Source organism: Flavobacterium sp. TMP13 (genome assembly GCF_050847115.1).
Lineage (GTDB): Bacteria > Bacteroidota > Bacteroidia > Flavobacteriales > Flavobacteriaceae > Flavobacterium.
This window is the reverse complement of sequence record NZ_CP193656.1, coordinates 312,067-336,568: the sequence shown is the minus strand read 5'-3', so window position 1 is coordinate 336,568 and position 24,502 is coordinate 312,067. Positions and strand designations below refer to the sequence as shown.

The window sequence follows — 24,502 nt, the reverse complement described above, 5'->3', positions numbered from 1 at the left end:
TAACTATGAGTAATTCGAAACAACAACAAGAGCAAATTAATATTGAGTTAGATGAAACTATTGCTGAAGGAATTTATTCCAATTTAGCAATTATCAATCACTCGTCTTCTGAATTTGTTTTAGATTTTGTAAGTATTATGCCAGGTATTCCTAAAGCCAAGGTAAAGTCAAGAATTGTCTTGACACCACAACATGCTAAACGATTGTTGACTGCGATAGGTGAAAATATTCACCGATTTGAACTTGCCCATGGCGAGATTAAAGAAGCTGAACAAGCACAGATTCCGTTGAATTTCGGTCCTCCAGGACAAGCATAAAAATTAAAAGCTCCAGAAATGGAGCTTTTTTTATACCTTAAAATGTAGTTTATCTGAAGTTTAATGCTATTGGTCGACTATTTTTTTTTAAGATTTGCATTCGTCGTATTTTAACAGCTGTTAGTTTTAACTTCTGTTTAATTGATTTTTAAATTTGGTTAATTTATAATTCAAAAAAAAGCGCTACAATAATTGTAGCGCTTTTTTATTTTTATTCCTTTTTTTATTCGAATTCAGAAGTAAAATATAGTTTTACCGTGGGATATTTGCTTTGAGTCATTTGAATGGTAAAATCAGAATCGGCTAAGAAAACCAATTGCCCGTATTTATCATGTGCTAAGAATTTCTGTTTAATACGTCTAAATTCTTTAAATTGATCATTTTTTGCGTCATCAGGTTTTACCCAACAAGCCTTATGAACGGGAAAGTTTTCATAGGTACATTTCGCTCCATATTCATGCTCTAAACGATATTGAATTACCTCATATTGGAGTGCTCCGACGGTTCCAATAATTTTTCTGTTGTTCATTTCTAGTGTAAACAATTGTGCAACACCTTCATCCATTAATTGGTCGATACCTTTGTCCAATTGCTTGGCTTTCATAGGGTCGGCATTATTGATGTATCTAAAATGTTCAGGAGAGAAACTCGGAATTCCTTTAAAGCTCATCACTTCGCCTTCGGTTAATGTATCGCCAATCTTGAAGTTTCCGGTATCATGCAGACCAACAATATCACCTGGATAGGAAATATCTACAATTTCTTTTTTCTCAGCAAAAAATGCATTAGGACTAGAGAACTTTAAATTCTTTTTTTGACGTACATGCAAATACGGTTTATTTCTTTCAAAAGTGCCCGATACAATTTTTATAAATGCCAAACGGTCGCGGTGTTTAGGATCCATGTTGGCATGGATTTTAAAAACGAATCCAGTCATTTTTTCTTCCTTGGGATCAACTAATCTCGATTCCGATTCTTTTGGTCTTGGCGATGGTGCGATAGTAACAAAACAATCTAATAATTCACGAACACCAAAATTGTTTAAGGCAGAACCAAAGAAAACAGGCTGTAAATGACCATCCAAGTATTCTTGACGATCAAATTTGGGATAAACTTCATCAATTAATTCCAACTCTTCACGCAATCTATCGGCTGGTTTTTGACCAATTATTTTTTCTAATTCGGGATTTTGGACATCCGAAAAAGCAATGGTGTCTTCAATGTCTTTGCGGCTGTCTCCAGTATATAGATTTATATTTTTTTCCCAGATGTTATAAATACCTTTAAAATCGTAACCCATTCCAATTGGAAAACTCAATGGTGTGACGCGCAAACCTAGTTTTTGCTCCACTTCGTCCATTAAGTCAAAAGCATCTTTTCCCTCACGGTCTAGTTTGTTGATGAAAACGATAATTGGAATTTTGCGCATTCTACAAACCGAAACTAATTTTTCTGTTTGTTCTTCGACTCCTTTTGCAACGTCGATCACAACAATTACACTGTCAACCGCAGTTAAAGTTCTAAAAGTATCTTCTGCAAAATCCTTATGACCAGGGGTGTCCAGAATGTTTATTTTTTTATTTTTATAGTTGAAGGCCAATACAGAGGTCGAAACAGAAATTCCCCTTTGACGTTCAATTTCCATAAAGTCACTGGTTGCTCCCTTTTTTATTTTATTGTTCTTTACGGCTCCTGCTTCTTGAATGGCACCACCAAAAAGTAACAATTTTTCTGTTAATGTTGTCTTACCTGCATCGGGATGCGCGATGACTCCAAATGTTCTCCTGCGCTGTATTTCTTCTAAAAAACTCATACTTTATCAATAATGTGCAAAAGTACTATTATTTAACACCGAATAAAAATATTCGTTTCTATAAATCATACTCTTTTTTTGAAAAAAGAAGAGTTGTAATTCTCTAGTATCTGCGACAACAGATTCGGGAATTTACTGATTAATGGACCAAATAGAGTAGCCATTAGGTGGACATTGAATTTTTACCCATTTATCTGCTTGAGTTGTTGGGTACCAGGATGAATTACCAGTAAAATCTTTAAGTTGTTTATTAGACCAATTAGTCTCTATCCACCTTTCTTGCCATGAATTCGAGTTATTGATATAAACTATAAGGCCAGGATTTCCATTGTAACCATTTCTTCTCGCTACATATTCATCATTGTCACAAAACAAAATGGAGGTGTTTCCTGTAGCTTTATTGTTATGGATCCAAATCAGATTATTTAATTTGTTTTTATCTAATGAGTGCTCGTAATCACTATAAAAAATTGTTGGATAACCTTCGTGAGTTAGTATATAGGAATAAGCTAGCATTTTATTGCTTATTTCGTCAGTGTCGTGATTAGCGACAAAAGTGACAGATTTGTACGGATTTCTTTTCCACATCATATCGTCATTTAATGCATTTAAATTATTTCCATCAAATGCATCGTTCATTTTATAGTAGCAAGCAAAATCAAAAACACTGCTATTGGCATTATTTGCCCACCATTCCAGAGTATTAACATTAGAATCCCAATATTCTCCTACTGAAAAACCGCCGACGTTAGCGTTCCATGAATTTACAACCCATGGTGCAAAACCTTTTACGTAGTCAAATCTCCAACCGTCAAATTTCATAATGTTTTTATAGTATTTACCTACGCCGTCTGTTCTATTCCACAGCCAATCTTGTACATATGGATTGGCGTGACACAAATCTGGAAACCCACCAAAAGATCCTTCGTCGTTATTTCCGTAGCTATTTTTATAGAAGTCGTTGTACGTTCGTTTAAATTTGCCTGATGCCACTGCAGTAAAATCGGTCCAAGTACTTGTCCCTGTAAAGGGGTTAGTTTCTGATTGACCACCACTGTTGTGATTGAGTACTATATCTGCATATACTTTTAAGTTTTCTGAATGTGCTTTGGTAATTAAACTAATTAGTTCCGATTTAGATCCAAAACGTGTTTCTGTAGTTCCATTTTGATTGTAATTACCAAAATCAAAATAATCTGTTGGATCATAGCCCATGGAATATGGTCCGTTCTGCGCTTTAGATACTGGAGGTAACCAAATAGCTCCAATACCAGCGTTTGCCCAAGAAGATAATTTACTATTAATTGTATTCCACCAGTTACCACCAGCAGGCACATCCCAGTAAAAGGCTTGCATCATCACTCCACCACCTGGATTCGTAACATACTTACGTGTTAAAGTAATTTGAGAATCTCCGGTATTGAAAGGCTTTCCATCATGAGTTGTTACATGAACAGTTTTAAAAGATGCATCATCTTTTTTTGACTGGTATTCGAGATTGTTTTCATTTGAGGTGCACGAGAAGAAAAGTGCACCAAAAGCCGATAATAAGATTGCTTTTTTGATTTTTTTCATAATAAATATTATTTGCTAAGCATTTGATTTATTTGTCATTAATTCCTATTAAATGTGTTATTTTTACGGTATTGCTAATTATATATGACTTTAATTGTCTTATTGTCGAAAGTAATACATTTTCATATTTAAGTTTTATTTTTAAAATAATTGTAGGTACTCAAACGTTGTAGTATTGATAACTTTTTGATTATGTGAGTTTTACTTTAATTCTTGTTCTTGTTTTTTATGGGATGAAAACTAATTCTGTTTTTTGTTGGTAGGATTTCAGTTTAAATAACATTTTTAATTCACAGATAAAACAATATTATTGCTGTATAATTTTTTGTTAATAGTATAACGTATAGTTGCATTATGTAATTGAATTGTTATTTTTGTTGCGCATAAATTAGTTTTTGACTACGTTAGAGGTGATTTACGTTATTGAAAACGATGCGACTACAAATTTTACATTTAAATTAAATTAATATAAATAATGTTTTTAAAAAAATCAGTGAATGCCACAATGAATTATAGAGCTGTAATTGCATTGTGTTCTCTTCTTTTGTTTGGTTCGTTAGCTCAAGCACAAGAGATTCTAAAAGAAGATGTTGCTGAAAAACCAACAGAGACTTTATCTAATCAAAAACGTAAAATAGATGGAATAATCGCTACAGTTGGAGATTATATCGTTTTAGATTCGGATATCGATAAGGCTTTTTTAGAAATTACGGTACAAGGAGGGTCTGTAAAAGACATTACGCGTTGCCAGATGTTGGGTAAGCTTTTAGAAGATAAATTATACGCTCACCAAGCTATTCAAGACAGTATAATCGTTACTGACGCAGAAGTTAAAGGCTTAATGGATCAGCGTTTGGATTATATGTTGCAGCAAGTAGGTACGATGGATAAGATCGTAGAATATTATAAAAAAGGTTCAGTAGAAGAATTTAGATCGTACTTTTTTGATATTTTGAAAGAGCAAAAATTATCTTCAGAAATGAGAGATAAGATTGTGAAAGATGTTGAAATTACGCCTGAAGAAGTTAGAAATTTCTTTAAGAAAATTCCAAAAGAAGAATTACCTCAATTTGGTGCCGAAATGGAAGTGGCACAAATCGTAATAAAGCCTAAAGTTTCTCAAGCCGAAAAGCAGAAGGTAATTGACAAACTTAATGAGTATAAGAAAGAGGTAGAGGATGGCGCAAGTTTTGCGACAAAAGCGGTATTGTATTCTCAAGATAAGGGTTCAAGTTCAAACGGAGGATATTACAAAATGAATCGGAAAACTGCCTTTGTAAAAGAATTTAAAGAAGTCGCTTTTAGTTTGCAAGAAGGTGAAATATCAGCTCCTTTTGAAACAGATTTTGGATACCATATTATAAAGGTCGAAAAAATAAAAGGACAAGAAGTTGAGTTACGCCACATATTAATATCTCCCAGTGTTTCTGAAGAAGCTCTAACGGAAGCAAAAGATAGAATAGCAGTGATTCGCAATAAAATTGTGAGTAAAGAAATTTCTTTTGCAGATGCTGCGCGAACAGAATCGGATGAAAAAGAAACGAGAGCAAATGGCGGAACCTTGATTAATCCGAATACCCAAGACACTCGTTTTGAGTTGACAAAAATGGATCCAGCGCTTTACGGTCAAGTTTCTAATTTAAAAGATGATGAAGTTTCGCAGCCACTTTTAGACGTTAGTGAACGTGAAGAAAAAAGTTATAAGTTGATAACAGTGACTAATAGAATTAACGAGCATACTGCGGATTATTCACAAGATTACATTAAAATTAAAGACTTAGCTCTTAAAGAAAAACAGATCGATGCTATTGGTAAATGGTTTGACGAAAAAATTAAAGAGACTTACATTAAGATTATTGGTGAGTATAGAGATTGTGAATATGTAAACAATTGGTTAAAAAAATAATGTGTTATAAATACAGAAAAAGAGTTAGTTTTATGAGTTCATAAGACTAACTCTTTTTAATTTAAATCCTTTTAATAATGTCTGACGTAGCAGCGATTAATAACTTAGTACAGAAAAGAAATCAACTTAAAGCAGAGATTGCAAAAGTTATTGTTGGGCAAGACGATGTAGTTGATCAAATTTTGGTTTGTATTTTTTCAGGTGGGCATGCCTTGTTAATTGGTGTTCCTGGTTTGGCAAAAACACTATTGATTAACACGCTGTCGCAAGCTTTGGGGCTGAATTTTAAAAGAATTCAGTTTACGCCAGATTTAATGCCTTCTGATATATTAGGAAGTGAAATCTTGGACGAGAACAGACATTTTAAATTTATAAAAGGTCCTGTTTTTTCAAATATTATTTTAGCAGATGAAATTAACAGAACGCCACCTAAAACTCAGGCTGCACTTTTAGAAGCCATGCAGGAACGTTCGGTAACTATTTCTGGACATAATTATAAACTAGACTTGCCTTATTTTGTTTTGGCTACTCAAAATCCAATTGAGCAAGAAGGAACTTATCCTTTGCCAGAAGCACAATTAGACCGTTTTATGTTTGCGGTAAAGTTAGAATACCCAAGTTTTGAAGAGGAAGTAGAGGTTGTTAAACGCACGACTTCAGGTCAAAGTCAAGTCATTAACCCGTTGTTTACTGCTGAAGAAATAATCGATTTTCAACAATTAATTAGAAGAATTCCTGTTGCAGATAATGTAATCGAATATGCTGTTCAATTGGTTTCTAAAACAAGACCAGACAATATGTTGGCAAATGAATATGTGAAAAATTATTTAGATTGGGGAGCTGGTCCAAGAGCGTCTCAAAATTTAATATTAGCTGCAAAAACATTAGCTGCTTTCAAAGGAAAATTTTCGCCAGATATCGAAGATGTTCAGGCTGTTGCGGTTGGTATATTGCGACACCGAATTATAAAGAACTATAAAGCGGATGCTGAAGGGATTTCGGAAGAAATGATCATTCAAAAACTATTGTAAAATAAGCGTAGAGTCAATTTATAGCGATTCTTTGTCGATATTTAGACAAAGAGCTTTTGTTGTTTTTATCAGTACTATCAGCTTTGATAATGATGAGAATAAAATTTGCTAATACTTCATTATTTTAACTTAAAACTGATGTTTTGCTATTTTTATTCGGTGATAATTCGTTTTTAATAATAATAATTTTTCAAAAGGTGTCTTCTGTTATATTTTTTTTAAATGTCATCTTTAATTTTTAAATTTGCGTACAAAAAATAACAGACTCCTACATATTATGAATACTTATAACGATTACATTAAAGAGATCGAAGATAGAAAAGGCCAGGGACTTCATCCAAAGCCTATTGATGGCGCTGAATTACTAAGCGAAATTATTGCACAAATTAAAGATTCAGATAACTTAAATCGCGAGGATTGCCTTAAGTTTTTTACCTACAATACTGTTCCAGGAACTACGCCGGCAGCTGCTGTGAAAGCAAAATTTTTGAAGGAAATTATCGTAGGAGAATCTACATTAAAAGAAATAACCCCTGCTTTTGCTCTAGAGCTATTAGCACACATGAAAGGTGGGCCTTCGATTGAAGTACTTCTCGATTTAGCCTTAGGTAATGACGTTGCTATTGCAAAAGAAGCTGCTGCAGTTCTTAAAACACAATTTTTTCTGTACGATGCTGATACGAATCGTTTAGAAGAATCATTTAAAGAGGGTAACGAAATAGCAAAAGACATCTTAGAAAGCTATGCTAAGGCAGAATTTTTTACGAAACTTCCAGAAGTAGTAGAAGAAATTAAAGTGGTTACATATATCGCTGGCGAAGGAGATATCTCGACAGATTTACTTTCTCCAGGAAACCAAGCGCACTCGAGATCAGACCGTGAGCTTCATGGTAAATGTTTAATTTCTCCAGAAGCACAAGAGGAAATTAGAACGTTACAAATGCAACATCCTGATAAAAGTGTGATGTTAATTGCAGAAAAAGGGACTATGGGTGTTGGTTCATCTAGAATGTCAGGTGTAAACAATGTCGCACTTTGGACAGGAAAACAAGCAAGTCCGTATGTTCCGTTTATTAATATCGCTCCAATTGTAGCGGGTACAAACGGTATTTCGCCAATCTTCTTGACAACAGTTGATGTTACAGGTGGTATTGGTTTAGATCTTCAAAACTGGGTAAAAGTTGTTGACGAAAATGGAAATGCAGTTCGTAACGAAAATGGTGATGTTGTTTTAGAAGAGGCATACTCTGTTGCTACTGGAACAGTATTAACTATCAATACAAAAAGTAAGAAATTATATAATGGGGACCAAGAGCTAATCGATATTTCTAAGGCATTTACCCCTCAGAAAATGGAGTTTATAAAAGCTGGTGGATCTTACGCAATTGTATTTGGAAAAAAACTACAAACTTTTGCTTCTAAAGTTTTAGGTATCGATATACTTCCTGTTTTTGCTCCTTCTAAGGAGGTTTCTGTCGAAGGGCAAGGACTTACAGCAGTAGAAAAAATATTTAATAAAAACGCAGTAGGAACAACTCCAGGTAAAGTTTTACATGCAGGTTCTGATGTGCGTGTAGAGGTTAATATTGTAGGATCACAAGATACTACTGGTTTGATGACATCTCAGGAATTAGAGTCTATGGCGGCAACTGTGATTTCGCCAATTGTTGATGGTGCATATCAATCAGGTTGTCATACTGCATCAGTTTGGGATAATAAGTCTAAGGCTAATATTCCGAGATTGATGAAATTTATGAATGATTTTGGTTTAATTACAGCGAGAGATCCAAAGGATCAATACCGTCCGATGACCGATGTAATTCATAAAGTTCTTAATGATATTACTATTGATGAGTGGGCTATTATTATTGGTGGTGACTCTCATACAAGAATGTCAAAAGGAGTAGCTTTTGGTGCAGATTCAGGAACTGTTGCTCTTGCACTTGCTACTGGTGAGGCTTCTATGCCAATTCCGGAGTCAGTAAAAGTGACTTTTAAAGGAGAAATGAAAACATACATGGATTTCCGTGATGTCGTTCATGCTACACAATCTCAGATGTTGAAGCAATTTGGTGGAGAAAATGTTTTTCAAGGAAGAATCATTGAGGTTCACTTAGGAACTCTTACTGCTGATCAAGCATTTACTTTTACAGATTGGACTGCAGAGATGAAAGCGAAAGCTTCTATTTGTATTTCTGAAGATGATACTTTAATCGAATCTTTAGAGATTGCTAAAGGTAGAATCCAAATTATGATTGATAAAGGAATGGACAATGCAAAACATGTCCTTCAAGGTTTAATCAATAAAGCTAGTAAGAGAATTGAAGAGATTAAAACAGGTATTAAACCTGCTTTAACTCCAGATGCAAATGCGAAATATTACGCAGAAGTTGTTATCGATCTTGATGTGGTTGAAGAGCCAATGATTGCAGATCCAGATGTTAATAATGCTGACGTTTCTAAACGATATACACACGATACGATTAGACCACTTTCTTTTTACGGAGGAGTTAAAAAAGTGGATCTTGGTTTTGTGGGATCTTGTATGGTTCACAAAGGAGATTTAAAAATCCTTTCTCAAATGCTTAAGAATATTGATGAGCAATTTGGTAAAGTAGAATTTAAAGCACCTCTTGTTGTAGCGCCACCAACATACAACATCGTTGATGAGCTTAAAGCAGAAGGTGATTGGGAAGTTTTACAAAAATACTCTGGTTTTGAATTTGATGACAATGCTCCAAAAGGAGTGGCACGTACAGGCTACCAAAACATTCTATATTTAGAACGTCCAGGTTGTAATTTGTGTATGGGTAATCAAGAAAAAGCAGCGAAAGGAGATACCGTAATGGCTACTTCGACACGTCTTTTTCAAGGTAGAGTTGTTGAGGATTCTGAGGGTAAAAAAGGAGAGTCATTACTTTCTTCTACGCCAGTTGTTGTATTGTCAACAATATTAGGTAGAACGCCAACTATGGAAGAGTACAAAGCAGCGGTGAAAGGAATCAATCTTACTCAATTTGCTCCATCTCATAAATTATTAGTGCAATAATAGTACGATTTTTTTCTAAAATAGAAGAAAGCCTGAGCAATAAACTCAGGCTTTTTTTATTATAAATACTCTATTTTTTTGTATCTTGTGATGTATAAAATAACAAAACAAAACAATTATACTATGGCTTTTGATATTGAAATGATTAAAAAAGTGTATGAGAACATGCCAAGCCGTGTTGATAAAGCACGTGAAATTGTCGGACGTCCACTTACCTTAACTGAAAAAACGCTGTACAACCACCTTTGGGACGGAATGCCAACGCAAGCCTTCGGAAGAGGAGTTGAATATGTTGACTTTGCGCCAGATCGTGTCGCTTGTCAAGATGCGACCGCACAAATGGCATTGTTGCAATTCATGCACGCTGGAAAACCTAAAGTTGCAGTTCCTACAACAGTACACTGTGACCACTTGATTCAAGCGAAAGTTGGTGCTGAAGCCGACTTAAAACGTGCGAAATCGCAAAGTAATGAAGTTTTCGATTTCTTATCTTCTGTATCAAATAAATATGGTATCGGTTTCTGGAAACCAGGAGCTGGAATTATTCATCAAGTTGTTTTAGAAAATTATGCTTTTCCAGGCGGTATGATGATTGGTACCGATTCTCACACTGTAAATGCAGGTGGTTTAGGTATGATTGCCATTGGTGTTGGTGGGGCTGATGCAGTTGATGTGATGTCTGGAATGGCATGGGAACTAAAATTCCCTAAATTGATTGGAGTGAAATTAACTGGTAAATTATCAGGTTGGACGGCTCCTAAAGATGTGATCTTAAAAGTTGCTGGAATTCTTACTGTAAAAGGTGGAACGGGAGCAATTGTTGAATATTTTGGTGAAGGTGCAACAGCTATGTCTTGCACAGGAAAAGGAACAATTTGTAATATGGGTGCCGAAATTGGAGCTACAACTTCTACTTTTGGTTACGACGATTCTATGGGACGTTATTTACGTGCTACTAATAGAGCAGATGTTGCAGATGCTGCTGATAAAATAGCGCCTTATTTAACTGGAGATCCTGAAGTGTATGCAGAACCAGAAAAATATTTTGATCAAGTAATTGAAATTAATCTTTCTGAATTAGAGCCTCATTTAAACGGTCCATTTACACCCGATTTAGCTACGCCAATTTCTAAAATGAAAGAAGCAGCAATTAAAAATAATTGGCCTTTGCAAATTCAAGTAGGATTAATTGGTTCTTGTACGAACTCTTCGTACGAAGATATTTCTCGTGCAGCATCATTGGCTAAACAAGTTGCAGATAAAAAATTAAAAACAAAAGCAAAATTTGCCATTAATCCAGGTTCAGAAACGATTCGATATACAATTGAACGTGATGGATTTATTGATACTTTCGAAAAAATTGGAGCTACTGTATTTGCTAACGCGTGCGGACCATGTATTGGAATGTGGGATAGAGAAGGAGCTGAAAAAGAAGAACGCAATACGATTGTGCACTCTTTTAACCGTAACTTCTCAAAAAGAGCAGATGGTAATCCAAATACACTCGCTTTTGTTGGTTCACCAGAATTGGTAACTGCTTTAGCGATTGCTGGAGATTTAGGGTTTAATCCTTTAACAGATACTTTAATTAACGAAGATGGAGAAGAAGTACGTTTGGAAGAGCCAACGGGAGATGAATTACCTCCCAATGGTTTTGATGTCGAAGATCCAGGTTTTCAAGCTCCTGCACACGATGGTTCTACTGTAGTAGTTTCTGTAAATCCTGAATCAGAACGTTTGCAGTTATTGGCTCCATTTAAACCATGGGATGGTCAAAATATTGTAGGTGCTAAATTATTAATCAAAGCATTTGGAAAATGTACTACTGACCATATTTCTATGGCTGGGCCATGGTTGCGTTTCCGAGGACACTTAGATAATATTTCAAATAATATGTTGATTGGTGCTATTAATGCATTCAACCAAAAAACAAATAGCGTTAAAAACCAATTAACAGGTGTTTATGATGCCGTTCCTGCTGTAGCTCGTGCTTACAAAGCGGCTGGAGTTCCCTCTATTGTAGTTGGAGATCATAATTATGGTGAAGGTTCTTCTCGTGAGCATGCGGCTATGGAGCCTCGTTTCTTAGGGGTAGAAGCGGTCTTGGTAAAATCTTTCGCTCGTATTCACGAAACCAATCTTAAAAAACAAGGTTTGTTAGGATTGACTTTTGCTAATGAAGCTGATTACGATAAAATTCAAGAGAATGATACCATCAACTTCCTTGACTTAGTTGATTTTACACCCGGAAAACCATTATCAATTGAATTCGTTCACGAAAATGGTTCTAAAGATGTAATTGTTGCTAATCATACGTATAATGAAGGGCAAATTGGTTGGTTTATTGCAGGTTCTGCATTAAACTTGATTGCCGCTGATAATGCATAAATATCAGATTTTATAACTATCAACGCGCTGTGAAAATGGCGCGTTTTTTATTGTTTTTAATTTGAGCAAAAACAGATGTTAAAAAACTGGGTGTTATTGTTATAAAAAGTTAAATTCGCAAACATAATAGTTTTCGATATTTTTCGTTTCGATAGTAAGACGAATTTCGAATGAGTAGTTAAAGGAGAAGTAACGAAAGAAAGTAATGATGGGATTTAAATTATTTTTAGGATTGTTTTTTTGTAGTATTTTGGCTTTTTCTCAAGAAAAATACACCAAGCACGTAATATCAAAAGGAGAAAGTGTTTATCAAATAGCAAAAAAATATAATGTCAAGCCACAGGAGATTTTAGACGCAAATCCTAAAACTAGTGCTGTTTTAAAATTAAATTCAGTTTTGTTAATTCCTAATCTGGCAAATACTGTGATCGCTGTCAGCGAAGCAAAAAAAACAAGCATACACGAAGTCCAACAAAAACAGACATTATACGGAATTGCAAAAGAATATAATGTAAGTGTTGCTGATTTACAAAAAGCAAATCCACTTATCGAAAGTGAAAACTTAAAAGCAGGACAAGAGCTTATAATTCCAAATCAAGAAAATAAGAGTGTTGCTGAAATCCCTCAGTTAACAAAGCCTCAAATCTCAAATAAATCAGCTGCCTCAAAGCTTGAAGCTGTATTAGATACTCCAATAGCTGCAGAACCAGCCATAGTTAAAAGTTTTACGCACGAAGTTTTACCTAAAGAAACAAAGTACGGAATAGCAAGACAATATGGTATCTCGGTTGCCGAATTGGACAAACTAAATCCTGGAGTAAAAAATGCATTACGCGTTGGGCAAAAAGTGAGTATTGTTACAAGTAAAGAAGTGCAGATTCCTACTCAAGATTCTCCAAATAAAATAAATGCATTTCAAGTTCTTGCAGAAAATGATAATGTAATAAAAGATGCAAACTCGTCTATGTATACGTACGATGGCGATTTTGTGAATCAATTAATTTCGACTGCATCTGACAATATAGGAACGCGTTATCGCACTGGCGGAACGTCTAAATCAGGCTTTGATTGTTCTGGCTTAATGATGACCACTTTTGGCAATTTTGATATAAAATTACCTAGAACTTCTGTAGAGCAATCGCATTATGGAACCAAGATTGATTCGGATGAAGCGCAAAAAGGAGATTTGATTTTCTTTAAAACTAACGGCCGTCGTCAAATAAATCATGTCGGAATGGTTGTAGAAGTAAACGATGGAGAGATCAAATTTATTCATGCTTCGGTAAGTAGCGGAGTAATAATCTCCTCTACAAAGGAATCTTACTACGAGAAAAAAATCGCACAAGTAAACCGCGTTTTAAGTCAAAGAAGTCAAATTAGATAAAACTTTCACTGCTAAGCATAATTTTTAAGTGGAGCACTTTCTTCAGTTTATCTTAAAAATTTTCTCAAACATAAATAGAAATCAGGACATCGATTTTAGTGTCTAATTCGACAATTAAAAGTAGCAATGCATTTGCAAGATGTACCCGCGACCGATTCTCTTAAACTTTGTGTTTTTTCTTATTATGTAAAAGTCTTATAAAGAAATTATGATGGAGCGGGGCATAATCAGGATATTATTCACTTTTATTAAATCCAATTGTTCAGAAAACAAGCTAAACCTTTCGACGAAATCCAATTCATTGATTTGATGTCTTAAACTGATATTTTCTAGGTGCTTAATTATTAATTTTAATTGTTCTACCCATTTATCATCTAGCGAACTGGATTTTAACTTCTGAAAGGAAACTACAAACTAGACAAGATTATTTCTAAATTGGATGTAGTATTTACCAACTATTTTTAGAAAATACCGATGCATTTGCAAAAGCGGTGAAGAAAGCAGCTTGCACTAAATTTTGTTCGGTAAAGATTGCTATCAGTCGAATTCGTTTGGTTTTTTCGATAATTTGATCGATTTTCTGCTTGATTTTTTTGGGAGTTAAAGTAGAGTCCGTTTCCTGAAAGAATGTAACTGCAATTTCTTCATAAATTAAATATTGATTTACATCCTCAATAAAAAACCACTCTTTTTATCGTTATGCTTTTCTTCGTTTACAGATAGCAGAACCACATAGTCTAAGCTATGATATTGATTGAGAAATACATTAAATGAACCTCTATTATTTGCTGTAAATAAATTGACTCATTCGGTTGACTCTTGTTCGATATTTAAATTTTTGTCCAACTGTACAAGACAGGATAGGAGCGTTTTATATTTAACTATTATTTAATGTTTCGATTTGAAACATATACAAAGTAGGTAAGTACAAGGAATTGTGGTCATAAGAGTATAAATGAACAATATAATTAATGTTTTTTAAGAAGAATAATAGAAAGAACGGTTGTTATTTTGTGATCGTAACGATAGTTCGGTTACGGTACGGAATCAAAGCCACTAGCAATAATAACGACGATTAATACACTAACTGCTTCGTAATAATCGATGCCGTACCGAATTTGATTTTGTGAATTTATCGAATTGATGAGCATTTTGTCTGCCGCTTTTTTAGCATAGGTTGTCGTGGTTCCATACTCTAGTAAAATTGCTTCACACTGTTTTAGCTTTTCAAGAGTGCTAATAGAGTCATATGAAATGTTATTTTGAAAAGTATTGTAATGTTTACTCTGTCTGAACTAATTTTTTATAACACTCTAATTCTAATTTTTGGTTGGTTTGTTCGGCTTTGGATACATTAATTTTAGAGCTGTTGACTTTAGTAATTTCTTTCAAACTTTCGACCTTTGTTTTCCAAACTTGCCATTGCGCTTTGGCATTTATCAAGGCATTTATCGGTCACAGTGTATTGATTTTTAGTTCTCATTTTTTAAAGTTTTTCTAAGTGCCATGTTTCCAAAAGCGGGCGCGCAATAGGTGTATCTTCAAGAAGCTTACAATAAATTAATTGCTTTTTTGTATGGATGGAGCTTCTGTGCTGTCATTCAAACGGGTACAATTGCGGCTGTTGGTGTGGCATTTTCTAATTTTTCTGCTTATTTGTACGAGCCACTTGGCGAACAAAATATCTTATTTAGCATTGCTTCTTTTCAAATTAATGCAGCCCAAGTTTTAGCCATTGTGATGATTGTAATTTTGACCAACATTATGTACCTCGCAGTAGTTCCTTTTGATGCTATTGCCACAGCAAAATACGATAGAGTAGCGGTAGTAGTAGCTGAGAGCATTTTTGGAAATATCAGAACTTTAATTATCGCTATAATCTTCATGATTTCAACCTTTGCCTGTAACAATGGTCTGATTATGGCCGGAGCACGAGTATATTATACGATGGCACAAGATGGTTTATTCTTTAAAAAAGCTGCTGGTTTAAACCGATCAAATGTAACGGCTTGGGCATTGTGGTTGCAGTGTGTTTGGGCGTCAGCCTTGTGTTTGATAGCAACGTACGGTGCGCTTTTAAATTTTGTCATTATTATCGTTTTGATTTTTTATATTTTAACCATTTACGGGATCTTTATTTTACGCAAGAAAAGTCCAGATTTAGAGCGACCGTATACAGCATTTGGTTGTGCTTTTATACCGATGATTTATATTGTTTTCTCCACCGCACTTTGCATCGCGTTATTGCTTACTAAATTAACAACTTGTGGTTGGGAGCTTTAATTATGCTTAGTGGAATTCCAATTTATTATTTAACGAAATCAAAAGTTTAGGAAAAACAAAAGGCCTCTCAAACAATTTTTGAGAGGCCTTTTTATGTTGATTATGTTTACTTACAATTTAAACCCGTAAGCTAATCTTAATGCAACTTGGTTCGTATGAAAATCAGGTAAATCTTCGTATCGAACACTTACATCTACATATTTATTTGCGTAACCAATTCCTGGTGCCCATAAAAAAGTAGTTTTATTATTTCCTTCAGTAACGCCAAATCCAGCACCTACTTCTCCTAAAAGGTAAAAACTGTCTTCCCAAACAAAAGCTTTAAAACCGGCCTTAGCTGGAATAAATCCTAAGTCTTTCACTTTTACTCCATCAACTTTATCGTTGTTAAAAAGATTAGTATAACCAGTTGTCAATGTCAAAGACGTTTTTTTAGATAAATCGTATTGTAAACGAACATCACCACCTAAAGCCCAATTGTAATCTCCATCTGTTGGAACTCCACCATTAAGTCCAACTCCTAAACGGAATCCTTGATCGTAGTTTCTAGCTTCTGTAGCTGTTTGAGCTTGAGTACTTGAGGTGATAAAAAGTGCGCAAACCGCTATTGCTACTGTGTTGATTTTTGTTGTAATTTTCATTTTGTAATTTTTTGAGTTTGTAATGATGCAAATGTAAACGGTGCATATTGCTATATTCTTATAGAATTTTTCATAATTATTACATAAATGTTAGTTCTAACGTTAATGCAAGCCATAAAAAAAAAGCACCGGTATGGTGCTTTAGCATTGAAAGGAGAAAAAGTCTTTATATCTTAAAACTATAAGCAACTCTGAAAATAATTTGATTACTCTCAAAAGCCGATAAAATCTCATATCTAATACTTAAATCATAAGCAGATGGTGTAATGTATCCGATAGTAGGCGCCCATAAAAATCCGACACCATTGTAACCATTCGTTGTAGCGACTCCCATTCCAGCTTCGGCTAATAAATAAATTTTACCATTCTGTACAAAAGTTTTAAATCCTGCTTTTAACGGAATGTATCCTAACGCTTTAGCATCGCCATCAAAAGTATAATTGTAACCAAAGGATAAAGTAGCCGCGTTTTTTTTAGAAAAATAATACTGTAAACCAGCTTCGGCCCCAACAAGCCAATTGAAATTTTTTGTGGTAGAAAAACCTAGATTTCCACCGTATTCAAAGCGCAAATGCGGTTCAAATTTTTTAACTTCCCCTTCGTTTTCAAGAAAAGTCTTTTTTTGAGCAAATATATTGGGAGTACACATCAAAATAAAAAGTAGTAAAGAGACTATTGTTAATTTTTTTGCTTGTTTCATAAATAAAATAGTTTTTAAATAAAGACTGTAAGTATTTCTGTTGTAGGCTATTACTTTATTTTGTTGCTTGTAATAGTATAAAAAAAAATTAAAAGTAGTATATAATATCAATAATGCAATAGAATTGCTGCGTTCTAATTATCTTTGCCGACCTAAAATACCCTCAAATTGAATTTATCGCAATACACCAAAGAGTTCTCGTATAATCTAAAATTAGCCTATCCCATTATTTTAGGAATGGTCGGGCATACCGTTGTCGGAATTGTAGATAATATAATGGTCGGACAATTGGGCCCAACCGAATTAGCAGCCGTCTCTTTAGGAAATAGCTTTGTATTTGTGGCCATGTCTATTGGTATCGGATTTTCAACTGCAATTACACCTTTAGTTGCCGAAGCCGACGGTAAGAAAGACATTGCCAACGGAAGAAGTGCGTTTCATCATGGATTGTATTTGTGTAGTATTTTAGGAATCGCTTTATTTTTATTAATTTTCTTTTCAAAGCCACTTATTTCATTAATGGGACAACCTGACGACGTGGTCGAAATGGCAAAACCTTATTTGGATATTGTTGGATTTTCTTTGATTCCGATGATTATGTATCAAGCCTATAAACAATTTGCAGATGGGTTAAGCGAAACTAAATATTCCATGTGGGCAACTATTTTGTGCAACATAACCAACGTAATTATCAATTACTTTTTAATTTACGGGATATGGATTTTTCCAAAAATGGGAATTATTGGGGCTGCAATCGGTACGATCGCCTCGCGCTTTGTGCTTTTGGGTTTTATGCATTATATGATGCAACTGAAACCAAAATTCCATCCTTACTTTAAAAATTTTAGTTTCAAAGAAATAAATAAAAATGTAACTCGGAAGATTATTAATTTAGGAACACCATCGGCCTTACAAATGTTTTTTGAAGTGGCTTTGTTTACCGGTGCTATTTGGTTGTGCGGAATGGTTGGAATTACCAGTCAAGCAGCCAATCAAATTGCATTGAGTTTAGCATCGCTTACCTTTATGGTTGCCATGGGATTAAGCGTGACCGCAATGATTCGCGTAGGAAACCAAAAAGGTTTGGGGGATTACGTTAAGTTGCGACGTGTTGCGTTCTCGATTTATTTGCAAGCCATTATTGTAGAAATTATTTTTGCAATCATATTCATTGCCTTTCACAACCAGATGCCCAAACTTTTTGTAGATTTGAGCGATGTCGAGAACCTTGCTAAAAACAGTGAAGTTATGGTTATTGCCTCGCAACTTTTATTGGTTGCGGCTATTTTTCAAATTTCAGACGGAATTCAAGTGGTCGTTTTGGGCGCTTTGCGCGGATTACAAGACGTAAAAATTCCGATGTATGTAACTTTTCTAGCTTATTGGGTAGTTGGTTTTCCAATTTCAATTTATTTAGGATTGTATACAGAGCTTAAAGCAGTTGGAGTTTGGATTGGATTATTGGCTGGTTTAACTACCGCTGCCATATTTTTATATTGGAGATTTGATAGACTTACCAAACAATTAATACAAAATCAAACAGTTTCTACGTCGGTTATCGAATAGAGACTTTAATATTTATACTATGGAATTACCAAAATTTTTACTTGGAGACAATACCGATTTTCCTGAAGATATTTTTATCATTCATTTGGATTATCCACGGTTTATTATCAATCTTAAAGATGATGAGGTTGAGTTTTTAGAAGATGCAGAAGATCTGGATGAAGCAGAATTAAATGCCGAAATGGAAGGATTGATAGAGTTAGCCAATAGCTTTTACGATCGTGAAATGGAACTTTACGAGAAAGAATAAACGTGTTCAAAATACGTTAATAAAGTGCTGATACATTTTGCTTACCGATTCGTAAAGCAAAATGTATCGGCTTTTTTACTTTTAGATATTTTATTTTTTTACTTAAATGAGAAAGTTAGCTTACTTAAAACCTGTTCTTAATTTCATAGTAATCGGTTTGGTGATCACCACATTAAGCCGTTTATTTTTGTTCTTTGCTTTTAAGGAACGCGTGATAGAAACTGAAAATTTCTGGTATATTTTTCCAATCGGATTACGAATGGACTTGATTTTACTTTGCTATCTCGTTTTGCTTCCAGCACTGCTTGTTACTTTTGTACCTAATAAATGGATCAAGTTTGTCAATTCATTCGTAGTGGGGTATAGCTTTTTATTCCTAATGCTGCTCTTGTTTGTCGAATTGGCAACTCCCGATTTTGTGCAACAATACGATACGCGACCAAATAAAATTTTCTTAGACTATCTTATTTATCCAAAAGAGGTGGTTGGTATGTTACTTAAAAGTTATCTCACCTCAATTATTTTCACTCTTTTAATTTTAGCTTTAGTACTTTTCTTAGCGATCAAAAAAGGAAAATTTTTGTTTCAGACAACTGTTGCTCCCTATAAAACTAAACTAATTTTATTTCCGTTAGTTGCTTTTCTGCTGTTTTTTGGGGCACGTTCTAGTTTAGTTTCTAAACGACCAATAAATGCAAGTAACGCTGTTTTTTCTACCGACCAACTGACCAATTGTTTGGGGCTAAATTCACTGTATACTGTTGCATTTGCGGCTTATTCTATGAAAAACGAAGGAGACACCAAGATGTATGGCAAGATGGAAGAAACTGAAGCCATTGCGCGTGTTAAGAAATATATGAACGTCGCAAATGTGCATTTTAATGATCCTGAAATTCCGTTTTTACACGTTCAAAAAGCAGATTCTCTTCGAAATAAACCCTATAACCTAGTGATCTTTTTGCAAGAAAGTTTAGGTGCAGAATATGTTGGTATTTTAGGAGGCAAACCTTTGACGCCAGAGTTTGATAAATTGTCAAACGAAGGATTATTATTTACCAACTTGTACTGTACAGGAACGCGAAGTGTACGCGGAATAGAAGCGGTTGTTACCGGATTTTTACCATCCCCGTCAGAGAGTGTTGTAAAATTAGGCAATTCGCAACAAGGCTTTTTTACTGTAGCGGAAGCGTTGAAACAGAAAGGATATGATACCAGTTTCATTTATGGCGGACTATCAAATTTTGACAATATGGCTTCGTTCTTTAACGGAAACGGTTTCGAAAATATTATCGATCAAGATGATTTTGATAGCGATGGAAAAAAATATGCATTTAAAGGAACGTGGGGATATTCAGATGAAGATTTAGTGACAAAAGCGAATGATTACTTTAAAAAGCAAGGAGATAAACCTTTTTTCTCCTTAATGTTTTCGACCAGTAATCACGAACCTTTTGAATATCCTGCGGGTCGATTTAAACCGTATGATACAAAACCAGCAACCGTTAACAATGCAATGAAGTATGCCGATTTTGCAATTGGTAAGTTTTTTGAAATGGCCAAAAAAGAAGCCTATTTTAAGAATACTATTTTTATCGTAATTGCCGATCATAATACCAGAACCTATGGTAAAAACCTAGTGCCTATTCATAAGTTTCATATTCCGGCTTTAATCATTGGACCTAATGTTCCTAAAGGGAAAAGCTATGATAAGTTGGCATCTCAAATTGATATTCCGCCAACATTATTAAGTTATTTAGGAATAGATATTGAAAACCCGATGGTAGGCCGAAATTTGAATGACATGTCTGCGACCATAAAAGGAAGAAGTATTATGCAGTTCAATGACATCAACGCTTTCAGAGTCGAAAATCAAGTAGTTATTATGCAGCCTAATTTAAAACCCTTGCAATTTGAAATTAAAAACGACACCACTTTGGTTCCCGTAACTTTAGATCAAGAATTAGCCAAAGATGCACTAGCACATGTAATAACCGCTGGAAATTTATATAAAAAACGGAATTATACATTACCAAAAGTTAAAAAGTAAACTTTTAGGTTTAAAGTGAAAGGGAGAAAGGTGCGTAGGAAGAAAGTTGTATCAGAGTCCTAGAAGTTAAATGTTCACTTTCCAAAATGACCTCTTTGTTACCTTGTAAATTTTTTAAAATTACTTTATATCTTTCTCAAAATAGAACGACAACAATTCGTGAGCTGCTTCAAAAGGTGATTTTTGATTATTTTGAACAGCTGTTTTGTTGCTTTCAATTTGATCGATCATATTCGGATTGTTATAAAATTGAGACTGCAATTGCTCATTAATCGTCTCGAACATCCAAAACTGATTTTGGCTTTGACGCTTTTCGTCAAAAAAAGAAGTACTTTTCACTAAGGCAAAATACGAGGTAAGCGTTTCCCAAACTTCTGGAATTCCCTCAGTAGTGATAGCGCTGCACGTACTTACTTTTGGAATCCAGCCTGAAGATTTGGCAGGAAATAAATGCAAAGCTCTGTTGAATTCTACTTTCGCAAGCTTTGCTTTTTTAATATTATCACCATCTGATTTGTTAATCACAATCGCGTCGGCCATTTCCATGATGCCCCGTTTGATGCCTTGTAATTCATCTCCTGCACCTGCAATTTTAAGGAGTAAAAAGAAATCGACCATACTGTGCACTGCAGTTTCACTCTGTCCTACGCCAACGGTTTCAATAACAATGGTATCAAAACCCGCCGCTTCGCATAAAATTATAGTTTCTCTTGTTTTTCGGGCAACTCCACCTAAAGTTGTTCCAGAAGCGCTCGGTCGAATAAAGGCGTTGGGATCTTTTACTAATTCTTCCATTCGGGTTTTATCGCCAAGAATACTCCCTTTAGAAAATGAACTACTAGGATCAACAGCAAGAACGGCTACGTTTTTCCCTAGCGAGGTCAAATATTTACCAAAAGATTCAATAAAGGTACTTTTTCCAACACCAGGAACACCTGTTATTCCAATGCGAAGAGATTTATTTGAATGAGGCAAACAGCCGTTAATTACTTCATTAGCTTTTTCAAAATGAATAGAGTTTGTACTTTCAATTAAAGTTATCGCGCGACTTAGAGCAGTGCGATTTTTGTTTAAAATGCCAGAAATTAATTCAGCTGCGGCAGGTTGTTTTCTTCTGAATTTCTGAATGGTAGCAATACTTTTATCACTGGTCATTTCGGGAGACGAAATTCCAGCTTTTTCATTTAAAGCGCTTTTTTGTGAAGGAGTGGCTTTCAAAATAAATTGTTTTGAACTGTAAAAGTAATCAAAACAAAAACAGTTTCAAAAGTACAGAAATAGCTTTGCTGAAAAATAGCAAATTGTAGTACTTTAGCCTTTTTTACTTAAATGAAAAACATAATAATCATTTTTGTCAGTTTATTTCTGGGAATTGCGTGCCAGTTTGTTGGGAGATTTCCAAAAGAAATTTATAAAACGTTAAACAAAATTGTTCTATACTTTTGTTTACCTGCTTTGTCATTATATTTCATTCCAAAAATAGTATGGCAAAACGAATTATTATATCCCATTGGTGCGGCTTGGGTTAGTTTTGCCCTATCAATTATCTTTTTTGCTTCAATAGGATCTTATTTCCGATGGTCTAAAAAACTCATGGGTTGCCTTATTATAACGGGAGGTTTTAGTAATACCTCTTTTCTTGGCTTTCCAATAATTGAAGCTTTGTACGGTAAGCCAGGATTAGAAACTGCTATTTTAGTTGATCAACCTGGTGGCTTTGTGGCCATGTCTACTTTGGGAATTCTAGTCGCTATTTTTTATTCTTCAGGCAGTACAACTATTACTTTGATTGCGAAGAAAATTTTACTTTTCCCTCCGTTTATCACTTTCTGTATTGCCGTTTTGATGAATGTATTTGAGTATGATTTTCTTGATACCATTCAATTTGGACTGCTAAAAGTGGGCAGTTTAGTTACTCCTTTAGCTCTATTTTCAATTGGACTCCAACTTAGTTTTGATCGTAAAAGCAAGCATTTTAAATTTTTAACACTTGGTTTACTTTTTAAACTGATCCTAATGCCTTTATTTTTACTCGTTTTATATGTTTTTATTTTAAAGCAAAGAGGATTGCAAATTGAGGTATCAATTATGGAAATGGCTATGGCTCCAATGATTACAGCCAGCATATTAGCATCTACGTACGGATTGAAACCGAAATTATGCAGTTTAATGATTGGTGTTGGAATACCGCTCTCCTTTATAACGTTATTTTTCTGGTGTATTATACTTAATTTTGTGAAATAATTATTTTTAGGACTCTTATGAATTCATCTACAGCTACCGTTAAAATTGACAATGGTACATTAGCTCAAAAAACTGTTTATTCCGTTTTATTTTCTATCGCATTTGCGCATTTGCTGAACGATTTGATGCAGTCCGTCGTTCCGTCAATTTATCCAATTTTAAAGGAAAGTTTTAGCTTGAGTTTTACGCAAATCGGATTAATAACTTTCGTTTTTCAACTCACAGCTTCTTTATTGCAACCTTTTGTTGGTTTGTACACCGATAAAAAGCCATTGCCGTATTCGCTTGTTTATGCAATGGTTTTTACTATTGTAGGATTGAGCTTATTGTCTATTGCCACTTCATTTTATATGCTGTTGGCCTCCGTAGCATTTATTGGCATTGGTTCGTCTATTTTTCATCCAGAGGCTTCTCGTGTTGCCTTTTTAGGTTCTGGTGGTAAACGCGGTTTAGCACAATCTATCTTTCAGTTGGGAGGAAATGCTGGTAGTGCTATTGGTCCTTTGCTGGTTGCATTGGTTGTTGCGCCCTACGGTCAATCGTATGTAATTTGGTTTGTAATTACCGGCTTTATCGGAATTGCTCTTTTGTCGAGAGTGGCTTTATGGTATCAAAATCATCTGAGCTTGCGTGCAGCTAATAAATCAAGTTTTGAGGAAGATAAAGTGGAGTTGTCTAACAAACAAATTACGATTGCCATTATTGTTTTATTAACTTTAATTTTCTCTAAGTTTTTTTACATGACTAGTATGACTAGTTATTTTACTTTTTATTTAATTAGCAAATTTGGGGTAAGCATTCAAGATTCTCAATTTTATTTGTTCTTGTTTTTGGCTTCTGTTGCTGCAGGAACTTTAATAGGAGGCCCGTTGGGTGATCATTTTGGAAGGAAATATATTATTTGGTTTTCTATATTAGGTGCCGCTCCGTTTACGCTTTTATTGCCACACGCTAACTTATTTTGGACTGCAGTTTTAGCGGTTGTTATTGGTGTAATAATTGCATCTGCATTTTCGGCTATTTTAGTTTTTGCACAAGAACTAAAACCAGGAAAAGTTGGAATGATTTCGGGCTTGTTCTTTGGCTTTGCCTTTGGAATGGCAGGATTAGGTTCGGCTATTCTAGGATATGTAGCCGATCAAACGAGTATTGAATATGTGTATCAGCTAAGTGCTTATCTGCCTTTAATTGGTGTTCTAGCTTATTTTTTACCTAATTTGAGAAAGAAAAAGAATTAGAGTTAGATGGGATTTTTCGCTTTATTTTAGATATTCTCCGTAATTTTTTGATTAACTTTAGGGGAATTTA

At 34.6% G+C, this 24,502-nt stretch carries 17 protein-coding genes and 1 pseudogene; 12 read left to right on the top strand and 6 right to left on the bottom strand.

From position 1 onward, the window contains the following. Positions 1–5 precede the first annotated feature (5 nt). Entirely contained in the window at positions 6–317 is a 312-nt protein-coding gene (locus ACRASX_RS01450; RefSeq protein WP_066310159.1) for a DUF3467 domain-containing protein, read from the top strand. 223 nt (positions 318–540) lie between these two features. On the opposite strand, the gene ACRASX_RS01445 is transcribed toward ACRASX_RS01450, so the two are convergent. Continuing rightward, a complete protein-coding gene (locus ACRASX_RS01445; RefSeq protein ID WP_066310156.1) occupies positions 541–2,130 on the bottom strand; it encodes a peptide chain release factor 3 in 1,590 nt (529 codons plus the stop codon). Between the two features lie 132 nt (positions 2,131–2,262). Continuing rightward, on the bottom strand, positions 2,263–3,705 hold the full coding sequence (locus ACRASX_RS01440; RefSeq protein WP_432222183.1) for an alpha-amylase: 1,443 nt from the start codon (positions 3,703–3,705) through the stop codon (positions 2,263–2,265). A gap of 475 nt (positions 3,706–4,180) precedes the next feature. Between ACRASX_RS01440 and ACRASX_RS01435 the strand changes: the two genes are divergently transcribed. The 5 genes from ACRASX_RS01435 to ACRASX_RS01415 all read left to right on the top strand — a co-directional run bounded on the left by ACRASX_RS01435 (position 4,181) and on the right by ACRASX_RS01415 (position 13,463). Continuing rightward, positions 4,181–5,611, top strand: coding sequence for a peptidylprolyl isomerase (locus ACRASX_RS01435; protein WP_432222182.1), 1,431 nt, complete (start codon positions 4,181–4,183; stop codon positions 5,609–5,611). 77 nt (positions 5,612–5,688) lie between these two features. Then, positions 5,689–6,642 carry an AAA family ATPase gene (locus ACRASX_RS01430; RefSeq protein ID WP_432222181.1) on the top strand — a complete coding sequence of 318 codons (954 nt, stop codon included), beginning with the start codon at positions 5,689–5,691 and terminating at the stop codon, positions 6,640–6,642. A 277-nt stretch (positions 6,643–6,919) separates the two neighbouring features. Then, positions 6,920–9,691, top strand: a complete 2,772-nt coding sequence (locus ACRASX_RS01425; protein WP_432222180.1) for a bifunctional aconitate hydratase 2/2-methylisocitrate dehydratase — start codon at positions 6,920–6,922, stop codon at positions 9,689–9,691. Positions 9,692–9,814: 123 nt separating this feature from the next. Then, a complete protein-coding gene (locus ACRASX_RS01420) occupies positions 9,815–12,079 on the top strand; it encodes an aconitate hydratase (RefSeq protein ID WP_432222179.1) in 2,265 nt (754 codons plus the stop codon). A 205-nt stretch (positions 12,080–12,284) separates the two neighbouring features. Further along, positions 12,285–13,463 carry an NlpC/P60 family protein gene (locus ACRASX_RS01415; RefSeq protein ID WP_432222178.1) on the top strand — a complete coding sequence of 393 codons (1,179 nt, stop codon included), beginning with the start codon at positions 12,285–12,287 and terminating at the stop codon, positions 13,461–13,463. 1,281 nt (positions 13,464–14,744) lie between these two features. On the opposite strand, the gene ACRASX_RS01410 is transcribed toward ACRASX_RS01415, so the two are convergent. Then, on the bottom strand, positions 14,745–14,906 hold the full coding sequence (locus ACRASX_RS01410) for a hypothetical protein (RefSeq protein WP_157492689.1): 162 nt from the start codon (positions 14,904–14,906) through the stop codon (positions 14,745–14,747). A 54-nt stretch (positions 14,907–14,960) separates the two neighbouring features. Here ACRASX_RS01410 and ACRASX_RS01405 point away from each other — a divergent pair. After that, positions 14,961–15,796: pseudogene (locus ACRASX_RS01405) on the top strand (APC family permease); the annotation flags it as partial. A gap of 60 nt (positions 15,797–15,856) precedes the next feature. Here the strand turns inward: ACRASX_RS01405 and ACRASX_RS01400 are convergent. Both ACRASX_RS01400 and ACRASX_RS01395 read right to left on the bottom strand, forming a co-directional pair. After that, positions 15,857–16,387, bottom strand: a complete 531-nt coding sequence (locus ACRASX_RS01400) for a hypothetical protein (protein ID WP_066310141.1) — start codon at positions 16,385–16,387, stop codon at positions 15,857–15,859. Between the two features lie 166 nt (positions 16,388–16,553). Next, positions 16,554–17,087 carry a hypothetical protein gene (locus tag ACRASX_RS01395; protein ID WP_432222177.1) on the bottom strand — a complete coding sequence of 178 codons (534 nt, stop codon included), beginning with the start codon at positions 17,085–17,087 and terminating at the stop codon, positions 16,554–16,556. Between the two features lie 168 nt (positions 17,088–17,255). On the opposite strand from ACRASX_RS01395, the gene ACRASX_RS01390 reads away from it, so the two are divergent. The 3 genes from ACRASX_RS01390 to ACRASX_RS01380 all read left to right on the top strand — a co-directional run bounded on the left by ACRASX_RS01390 (position 17,256) and on the right by ACRASX_RS01380 (position 20,950). After that, on the top strand, positions 17,256–18,653 hold the full coding sequence (locus ACRASX_RS01390; protein ID WP_432222176.1) for an MATE family efflux transporter: 1,398 nt from the start codon (positions 17,256–17,258) through the stop codon (positions 18,651–18,653). A 19-nt stretch (positions 18,654–18,672) separates the two neighbouring features. After that, a complete protein-coding gene (locus ACRASX_RS01385; protein ID WP_066310136.1) occupies positions 18,673–18,903 on the top strand; it encodes a hypothetical protein in 231 nt (76 codons plus the stop codon). 106 nt (positions 18,904–19,009) lie between these two features. Continuing rightward, positions 19,010–20,950, top strand: coding sequence for an LTA synthase family protein (locus tag ACRASX_RS01380; RefSeq protein ID WP_432222175.1), 1,941 nt, complete (start codon positions 19,010–19,012; stop codon positions 20,948–20,950). A 120-nt stretch (positions 20,951–21,070) separates the two neighbouring features. On the opposite strand, the gene meaB is transcribed toward ACRASX_RS01380, so the two are convergent. Then, entirely contained in the window at positions 21,071–22,168 is a 1,098-nt protein-coding gene (gene meaB / locus ACRASX_RS01375; protein ID WP_432222174.1) for a methylmalonyl Co-A mutase-associated GTPase MeaB, read from the bottom strand. 111 nt (positions 22,169–22,279) lie between these two features. Between meaB and ACRASX_RS01370 the strand changes: the two genes are divergently transcribed. Both ACRASX_RS01370 and ACRASX_RS01365 read left to right on the top strand, forming a co-directional pair. Beyond that, on the top strand, positions 22,280–23,194 hold the full coding sequence (locus tag ACRASX_RS01370) for an AEC family transporter (protein ID WP_432222173.1): 915 nt from the start codon (positions 22,280–22,282) through the stop codon (positions 23,192–23,194). Positions 23,195–23,211: 17 nt separating this feature from the next. Next, positions 23,212–24,432: an MFS transporter gene (locus ACRASX_RS01365; RefSeq protein WP_432222172.1), complete on the top strand. Its 1,221-nt coding sequence runs from the start codon at positions 23,212–23,214 to the stop codon at positions 24,430–24,432. The last annotated feature ends 70 nt before the right edge of the window (positions 24,433–24,502 follow it).

Excerpts from the sequence above, each read along its gene's own strand:
- ACRASX_RS01450 (WP_066310159.1), top strand. The coding sequence starts at position 6 with ATGAGTAATTCGAAACAACAACAAGAGCAAATTAATATTGAGTTAGAT.
- ACRASX_RS01445 (WP_066310156.1), bottom strand. The coding sequence starts at position 2,130 with ATGAGTTTTTTAGAAGAAATACAGCGCAGGAGAACATTTGGAGTCATC.
- ACRASX_RS01440 (WP_432222183.1), bottom strand. The coding sequence starts at position 3,705 with ATGAAAAAAATCAAAAAAGCAATCTTATTATCGGCTTTTGGTGCACTT.
- ACRASX_RS01435 (WP_432222182.1), top strand. The coding sequence starts at position 4,181 with ATGTTTTTAAAAAAATCAGTGAATGCCACAATGAATTATAGAGCTGTA.
- ACRASX_RS01430 (WP_432222181.1), top strand. The coding sequence starts at position 5,689 with ATGTCTGACGTAGCAGCGATTAATAACTTAGTACAGAAAAGAAATCAA.
- ACRASX_RS01425 (WP_432222180.1), top strand. The coding sequence starts at position 6,920 with ATGAATACTTATAACGATTACATTAAAGAGATCGAAGATAGAAAAGGC.
- ACRASX_RS01420 (WP_432222179.1), top strand. The coding sequence starts at position 9,815 with ATGGCTTTTGATATTGAAATGATTAAAAAAGTGTATGAGAACATGCCA.
- ACRASX_RS01415 (WP_432222178.1), top strand. The coding sequence starts at position 12,285 with ATGATGGGATTTAAATTATTTTTAGGATTGTTTTTTTGTAGTATTTTG.
- ACRASX_RS01400 (WP_066310141.1), bottom strand. The coding sequence starts at position 16,387 with ATGAAAATTACAACAAAAATCAACACAGTAGCAATAGCGGTTTGCGCA.
- ACRASX_RS01395 (WP_432222177.1), bottom strand. The coding sequence starts at position 17,087 with ATGAAACAAGCAAAAAAATTAACAATAGTCTCTTTACTACTTTTTATT.
- ACRASX_RS01385 (WP_066310136.1), top strand. The coding sequence starts at position 18,673 with ATGGAATTACCAAAATTTTTACTTGGAGACAATACCGATTTTCCTGAA.
- ACRASX_RS01380 (WP_432222175.1), top strand. The coding sequence starts at position 19,010 with ATGAGAAAGTTAGCTTACTTAAAACCTGTTCTTAATTTCATAGTAATC.
- ACRASX_RS01370 (WP_432222173.1), top strand. The coding sequence starts at position 22,280 with ATGAAAAACATAATAATCATTTTTGTCAGTTTATTTCTGGGAATTGCG.
- ACRASX_RS01365 (WP_432222172.1), top strand. The coding sequence starts at position 23,212 with ATGAATTCATCTACAGCTACCGTTAAAATTGACAATGGTACATTAGCT.